We start from the raw sequence: 6183 nt of genomic DNA on the forward strand, positions 1-6183 counted from the left end.
ACTGACCGTCACCGCTCAACTCGACACCGGCGACTACCCCACCGGCATCGAGATCAGCAACAAAGAAATGAAAGAACTCCCGATCACCCGCGACCCCTGGCACGGCGACTGGAACTACACCCTGCACCCGACGCACGACACGCCCGAGCCGCACTGACTTGATTCGCTACGAGCCCTTACGTCCTGCCGGGGCATCCCGACAAAGACTTTTAGCGCGATTCAACTCACGGCTGAACGCGGAATGCGTCAGCCTGCCGAGCCTGCCTCCCCCGATTGGGGGATGGTAGATTTGCGCCTCAACTACCGACGGTCGCTGGACGTACCCGAAGGGCCATCCTGATGGGGTCCCCCCTGCAGAGCGCGCACGGCCGAGTGGCGGTTGGTGCCGTCGTCGGCGCCGTGACCGCCGCGCTGTTCGTGGCAGGGATCGCGACGGGGGAGAGCAACCGGCCGACGTCCGACGAGCGGGTCGCGGTCGAGCCGGTGCCACCCGGCCAGCAGGCCCGGCCCAGCGCGGCCACCACGACGACGACCAAGGCCTCGAGCGGGTCGAAGTCCTCCACGACCACGACAACGACGACCACCACGACGACAACGACGACCACCGAGGCCCCCGACGACCCGGTGACCACCACGACCACGACCCAGCCGCCGGAACCACCGCCGACGACCACCGAACCCCCACCGACGACCACGACGACGCGGTGCCACTCGCTGTTCTGCATCTAGCGGCAGGGACACGACGAGCGCCGATGCCTCGAACGCGTCGTCCGGGACGATGAGCGTCCCGAACGCGTCGTTCAGGGCATGCGGCCGGTCGCGGCGGGTCTCGGAATCCGGGACAGCGCGGGTCAGTTCTCCACCACGACGTTGCTGTCGTTGTCGCCGTCGGTCTCGTCGTCCGTGCTGCCGGCGGCGCGGTCGGTGTCGGTGTCGGGCCAGCCGTCGGTGCGGTGCCGGCCCCGGCCACTGGTGCGCAGCACGCGGGCCAGCAGCAGGTTCAGCGCCAGCGACACCTCCCGCGCGCCCGGCGTGCCCCACTGGTGGATCGGCATGCACGCGCCCTGCGCCTGCTGCACCGCCAACCTGTCGGGCAGCGCCACCGGCATCACCAGCCGGCCGAAGTGCTCGCGCAGCTCGGCGATCCGGTACTGGTGCTCGTAGGACTGCGGCCGCACCCGGTTGACCACCACGCCCAGCGGCGACAGGTCCGGGTTGTGCTCCTCCCGGGCCCGCTCCACCGCCTCGAACGCCCGCTGCGCGCCGGACACCGCGAACAGCGTCGGCTCGGTCACCAGCAGGGCGCCGTGCGCGGCCAGCAGCGCCGAGCGGGTCAGCCGGCCCAGCGACGGGGGGCAGTCCAGCAGCACGAGCTGGTAGGGCAGCTCCCCGTCGTTCAGCAGCGATCCCAGCTCCAGCAGCGCGCGGCTCAGGTTCTCCAGCCGCCGCGGGTCCGGGTCCTGGTCGTTGAGCAGCTCCAGCGTCTCCGAGCCCACGAGCACGTCGACCTCGTCACCCCAGCCGCTGCGCGCGATCGCGTCCCGCAGGACCGCGGGCCGCGGCGTCTCCAGCACGTCGGCGAGGCTTGCCTTGGTGTCGTCCGGATCGAGCGTGGTCGTGGCGTTGCACTGCGGGTCGAGGTCGACCACCAACGTGCGCGCACCCCGGCGCTGCGCGGCCGAGGCGAGGCCGAGCGCGATGGTGGTCTTGCCGACACCACCCTTGAGGCTGAGCACTGCCACCGTTTGCACGGTGGCAACCCTACGGGGCACGGTGCTCACTCCACGACGGTCGGGCGGCGGGCATTAAAGTTCGCGTTCATGCGACCGGATGCTGTCCGCCACTCGCTCGACACCGAGCTGGCCGCCGCGCGCCGCCGCCGGGGCGGCGAACCACCGCGGGTGCTCGATGTCGGCGGTGGTAGCGGCGTTCTGGCCGTGCCGCTGGCCGCCGCGGGGTGCGTGGTGACCGTCGTCGAGCCGAACCCGAACGCGCTCGCGACCCTGTCCCGGCGCGCCCGCGAGGCCGGTGTCGGCGACCGGATCGCCGCCGTCCAGGCCGACAGCGACGCGCTCGGTCAGGTGGTCGAGGCGGGCAGCGCGGACCTCGTTCTCGCGCACGGCGTGCTCGAGGTCGTCGACGACCCGACGAAGTCCCTCGCCGCCATGGTCGACACGCTCGCACCGGACGGCGCGGTGTCCGTGCTGGTCGCCAACCGCACCGCGGCACTCCTGCACCACGCGACCGCCGGCAGGCTGGCCGAGGCGAGCCGCCTCGCCGACGACCCCGACGGGCGGCTGCCCGCCGAGCAGATCCTGCGCCGCTTCGACACCGACGGGCTCACCCGGCTGCTCACCAACGCGGGCCTGGTCGTCGAGCTGCTGCAGGGCCAGGGCGTGCTCACCGACCTCGTGCCCGGCGCGGTGCTGCAGCAGGACTCCGGCGCCGAGCAGGCGCTCGCGGAGCTCGAGCTGCGGCTGGCCGGCACCGCACCGCTGCGCGACATCGCGAGCCGGTTGCACGCCGTGGCGCGCCGCGCCCGGTGATTGTCGGACCCCTCTGAGAGGCTTCTGGCATGGGGCGCAGTGGGGACCTGCCGCACGGTCTGGTCGACCGTTACAAGGCACGCGACGGCGTATGGCCGGACGACACCGGCTGTGCGGTGCTGCACGTCGACATGGACGCGTTCTTCGCGTCGGTCGAGATCCGCGAGCGGCCGGAGCTACGCGACCAGCCGGTCGTGGTCGGCGGCACGGGCGGGCGCGGGGTGGTCACCTCGGCCAACTACATCGCGCGCACGTTCGGCGTCCGCTCCGCCATGCCCACCGCGCACGCCCGCAGGATGTGCCCGAAGGCGGTGTTCCTGCCGCCCACCTTCGGGCTCTACCAGGAGGTCTCGGCCGGTGTCATGGCCATCTTCCGCGACGTCACTCCGCTGGTCGAGCCGCTCAGCCTCGACGAGGCGTTCCTCGACGTGGCGGGCGCGCTGCGGCGGTTGCGCCGCACCCCGGGCCAGATCGGCGAGCAGGTCCGCGCGCGGGTCGCCGAGGAGCACGGCATCACGTGTTCGGTCGGGGTCGCGGCCACCAAGTTCGTCGCCAAGCTGGCGTCGGGGCTGTGCAAGCCGGACGGCATGCTCGTGGTGCCGAGCGACGAGGTGCTGGCGTTCCTGCACCCGCTGCCGGTGTCCGCGCTGTGGGGCGTCGGCAAGCGCACCGCCGAGCGGATGACCGCCGTCGGGCTCACCCGGGTCGGCGACGTGGCCGCCACGCCGCTGCCGCGGTTACGCCGCACGCTCGGCAACGCCGTCGCCGAGCACCTGCACGCGCTGGCCAACGGCCAGGACCACCGGACGGTGGAGCCCGAGTCGGTCGAGAAGTCGGTGGGCGCGGAGGAGACGTTCGAGGTCGACCACACCGACCGCGACGTGCTCAAGCATGAGCTGCTGCGGCTGTCCGAGCGCACGGCGGCGTCGCTGCGCCGGCGGGGCTTACGCGGACGCACGGTGTCGATCAAGGTGCGGTTCGGCGACTTCACCACCATCACCCGGTCCCGCACGCTGCCGGTGGCCACCGATGTCACGCAGGAGATCTACCGGACCGCGTGCCGGCTGCTCGACGAGCAGACGCCGCCGGGCGCGGTGCGGCTCATCGGGGTGCGCATGGAGAAGTTGGGGGAGGAGGGCGCGCAGCAGCTGTTCCTCGACGCCCCCGAGCGCGGCTGGCGCGACGCCGACCAGGCCGCCGACCAGGCCCGGGCCCGGTTCGGCGGTGCCGCGGTGCGCCCGGCCACGCTGCTGGACCGTAACGGATCCGGTGCGCCCGGCCACTGACGGTGAGCCTTTGCGCTACCGTTTGGGCACTGGGTTCGGTCGAGGGGGAGTGCACATGTCGGAGCCGCTGTTCGCGGACTACGAGGCCAAGCTGGCGCAGGTGCAGCGCCGCGCCGAGCAGGTGCGCGAGGGCCTGGCGGCCACCCGGGCCACCGCCCGCACCGACGACGTCACGGTCACAGTCGACGGGTCGGGCAACGTGGTCGACCTGAAGCTGGCGCCGGGCGCGCAGTCGGGCCCCGACCTGGCCGACGAGATCCTCCGCACGATCCGCGCCGCGCAGAGCAAGCTGGCCGACGCCACCCGGTCCACCATGCCGGCCGAGCTCCAGGGTTCCGACCTGCTGGACGAGCTGGACCGCCAGTACCGCGAGACCTACCCGGAGCAGGTCCCGGACCCGGCCGGTGCCGGCCGCCGCACGCTGCACCTCGGCGCCGAGGACGACCGGGCCGCCCCCGGGCCGCCCACCGGCCGCACCCGCCCGGCGCCCCCGGCGGACGACCCGGAGTTCGGCGACCGCAACGTCCTGCGCCGAGGGGGCCGGAAATGACGACCCCACCACCCGAGGGCGGTTTCGAGATCGACCCGGTCGAGCTGGGTGCGCACCAGCAGCGGCTGGCCGGCCTGGTCGACCGGACCCGGACCGCCCGCGAGGCCGCGGTCGAGACCATCCAGCCGATGGCGTTCGGCGTGTTCGGCGCCCCGATGGCCCTGAAGTGTGTCGAGTCGCAACTGGAGGGCGCGAGCATGCTCGCCACCGCGCACGCCGCGACCGAGGAGCACCACCGGAAGGTCGGCAGCTGGCTGCACGACCTGACGGAGAACGAGCTGAACATCTCCTCCCTGTTCGCCACCGAGGTGATCGGGAATGCCTGAGGGCAACCGGATCGCCGACGCGGCCGCCGATCGGGCGGCCGGCAACGTGCAGCGGCTGGAGGGCTCCGGGCTGGCGCAGGACGCCAGCGAGCTGGTCACGCAGGTCGCCGATGGCAGCTGGACCGAAGGGCTGATCAGCTTCGCGTCGTCGGCGATGGAGGTCGGCGAGCTGCTCAAGGACCCGGTCGCGAAGCTCGCGAGCATGGGGCTGAGCTGGGCCGTCGAGTTCTTCGCGCCGCTGAACTGGTGGCTCGACCAGCTCGTCGGCGACCAGGAGCAGCTCGACCGCATGACGCTCACCTGGGAGGGCGTCGCCGCGCAGCTGCGGACCACGGGCGAGGAGCTCGACCGCTACTACAAGACCGACACTGCGCACTGGACCGGCGACGGGGTGGCGCAGTACCGGAAGTGGTGCGGGGAGCAGGTGCAGCTCTACCAGGCCGCCTCGGACGCGGCCGCGTCCACCGCCGGCCTGGTCAAGATGTCGGGCGTGATCCTGAAGGTGGTCCGCACGATCGTGCGCGAGACCATCACCGACTGCGTCGGCGATGTCATCAGCCTCGCGCTGCGCTACCCGCCCCCGGCCACGATCGCCGCGGCCCCCGAGGTCGCCGACACGATCGTCAGCACCGGCACCACCATCCAGAAGTGGGTCACCAAGCTGCGGCGGGCCTTCACCAACGCCGAGCAGATGCTGAAGCAGAGCAAGAGGCTGTTCGAGGACGTCAAGGCCAAGCTGCGCCTGGCCCGGGAGTTCGCGGCGCGGATCCCCGACCCGATCCGGCAGGCGAAGTACGTGCCGAAGGTGCGGAACGCGCTGGTGAGCGACAGCTTGCGGCATGCGAAGGACACCGCGAAGGAAGCTCTCGGAGAGACCGCCGACGAGGTGCCGAAGACCATCGCGGTAGAGGGCGCAAAGGAGTCCGGCAAGCAGGTGGCGAAGGACATCGACGGTGACGGCGACGCCGACGGCGACGAGGCCCCCCGCTACGACGGACCGGGCCCGCACCGCGTCTCGGGAACGTTGTAGGCCCGCGATGGAGAGGGGCGCTGATGTGGCCGTTCCGGCGTAGGCCCAAACGCGAGAAGCCGCCGCGGCCGCCGTCCGATCTCGACCGGATCGCGCCGCGGATCACGGAGCTGCTGGACCGGATGCGGGACCTGTCCGTCGCGCGAGCGGCCGCGGGCAGCCCACGGTCGCGGGCGGCCGTCCAGGAGCAGATGGACCAGGTCTGCCGGGACATGGCAGACGACATCGAGGCATACCGGGGTACCGAGCGGGTTCGGCTGATGATGGTGCTGGCGCTGGACGAGCTGCGGGCGCAGCGGGACGACAGCTAGCCGGGTATTCCGCACATGGGGGTTGATCAACTCGAGTTGGTTGTCGGGTGCGGTACTTGATCATCTTAGGGTGGTGGGGTCGACGCCGAGTAGATCCAGGAGCCGGGCCTGAAGTGGTGAGGGTTGGGGGATGC

Annotated in this window: 9 protein-coding genes; 8 read left to right on the forward strand and 1 reads right to left on the reverse strand. The window is 72.1% G+C overall.

Annotated elements, in window-relative coordinates; all coding sequences use genetic code 11:
- The first annotated feature begins 1 nt into the window (after window position 1).
- Entirely contained in the window at window positions 2–157 is a 156-nt protein-coding gene (locus GEV28_RS42955) for a hypothetical protein (protein WP_367115298.1), read from the forward strand.
- A 182-nt stretch (window positions 158–339) separates the two neighbouring features.
- Window positions 340–729, forward strand: coding sequence for a hypothetical protein (locus GEV28_RS41845; protein ID WP_291419875.1), 390 nt, complete (start codon window positions 340–342; stop codon window positions 727–729).
- A 122-nt stretch (window positions 730–851) separates the two neighbouring features.
- Here the strand turns inward: GEV28_RS41845 and GEV28_RS41850 are convergent, their stop codons facing one another.
- Window positions 852–1751, reverse strand: a complete 900-nt coding sequence (locus tag GEV28_RS41850) for a ParA family protein (protein WP_291419877.1) — start codon at window positions 1749–1751, stop codon at window positions 852–854.
- Window positions 1752–1820: 69 nt separating this feature from the next.
- Between GEV28_RS41850 and GEV28_RS41855 the strand changes: the two genes are divergently transcribed.
- The 6 genes from GEV28_RS41855 to GEV28_RS41880 are packed head-to-tail and all read left to right on the forward strand — an operon-like array spanning window position 1821 to window position 6049.
- Complete coding sequence (locus GEV28_RS41855) at window positions 1821–2546, forward strand: class I SAM-dependent methyltransferase (RefSeq protein WP_291419880.1); 726 nt, start codon at window positions 1821–1823, stop codon at window positions 2544–2546.
- A gap of 29 nt (window positions 2547–2575) precedes the next feature.
- Entirely contained in the window at window positions 2576–3832 is a 1257-nt protein-coding gene (locus GEV28_RS41860; RefSeq protein WP_291419882.1) for a DNA polymerase IV, read from the forward strand.
- 55 nt (window positions 3833–3887) lie between these two features.
- The gene (locus tag GEV28_RS41865) at window positions 3888–4382 is read left to right on the forward strand and encodes a YbaB/EbfC family nucleoid-associated protein (protein WP_291419884.1); all 495 of its coding nucleotides are present in this window, start codon (window positions 3888–3890) and stop codon (window positions 4380–4382) included.
- Window positions 4379–4708, forward strand: coding sequence for a hypothetical protein (locus GEV28_RS41870; RefSeq protein ID WP_291419886.1), 330 nt, complete (start codon window positions 4379–4381; stop codon window positions 4706–4708). Before GEV28_RS41865 ends, GEV28_RS41870 begins: the two co-directional genes overlap by 4 nt.
- On the forward strand, window positions 4701–5738 hold the full coding sequence (locus GEV28_RS41875) for a hypothetical protein (RefSeq protein WP_291419888.1): 1038 nt from the start codon (window positions 4701–4703) through the stop codon (window positions 5736–5738). The genes GEV28_RS41870 and GEV28_RS41875 overlap by 8 nt, the downstream gene beginning before the upstream one ends.
- A gap of 23 nt (window positions 5739–5761) precedes the next feature.
- Window positions 5762–6049: a hypothetical protein gene (locus tag GEV28_RS41880; RefSeq protein WP_291419890.1), complete on the forward strand. Its 288-nt coding sequence runs from the start codon at window positions 5762–5764 to the stop codon at window positions 6047–6049.
- The last annotated feature ends 134 nt before the right edge of the window (window positions 6050–6183 follow it).

Source organism: Actinophytocola sp. (genome assembly GCF_009379765.1).
Lineage (GTDB): Bacteria > Actinomycetota > Actinomycetes > Mycobacteriales > Pseudonocardiaceae > Actinophytocola.

Bases quoted from the DNA above. Each gene is read 5' to 3' on its own strand.
- GEV28_RS41845 (WP_291419875.1), top strand. From the start codon at position 340: ATGGGGTCCCCCCTGCAGAGCGCGCACGGCCGAGTGGCGGTTGGTGCC.
- GEV28_RS41855 (WP_291419880.1), top strand. From the start codon at position 1,821: ATGCGACCGGATGCTGTCCGCCACTCGCTCGACACCGAGCTGGCCGCC.
- GEV28_RS41860 (WP_291419882.1), top strand. From the start codon at position 2,576: ATGGGGCGCAGTGGGGACCTGCCGCACGGTCTGGTCGACCGTTACAAG.
- GEV28_RS41865 (WP_291419884.1), top strand. From the start codon at position 3,888: ATGTCGGAGCCGCTGTTCGCGGACTACGAGGCCAAGCTGGCGCAGGTG.
- GEV28_RS41870 (WP_291419886.1), top strand. From the start codon at position 4,379: ATGACGACCCCACCACCCGAGGGCGGTTTCGAGATCGACCCGGTCGAG.
- GEV28_RS41875 (WP_291419888.1), top strand. From the start codon at position 4,701: ATGCCTGAGGGCAACCGGATCGCCGACGCGGCCGCCGATCGGGCGGCC.
- GEV28_RS41880 (WP_291419890.1), top strand. From the start codon at position 5,762: ATGTGGCCGTTCCGGCGTAGGCCCAAACGCGAGAAGCCGCCGCGGCCG.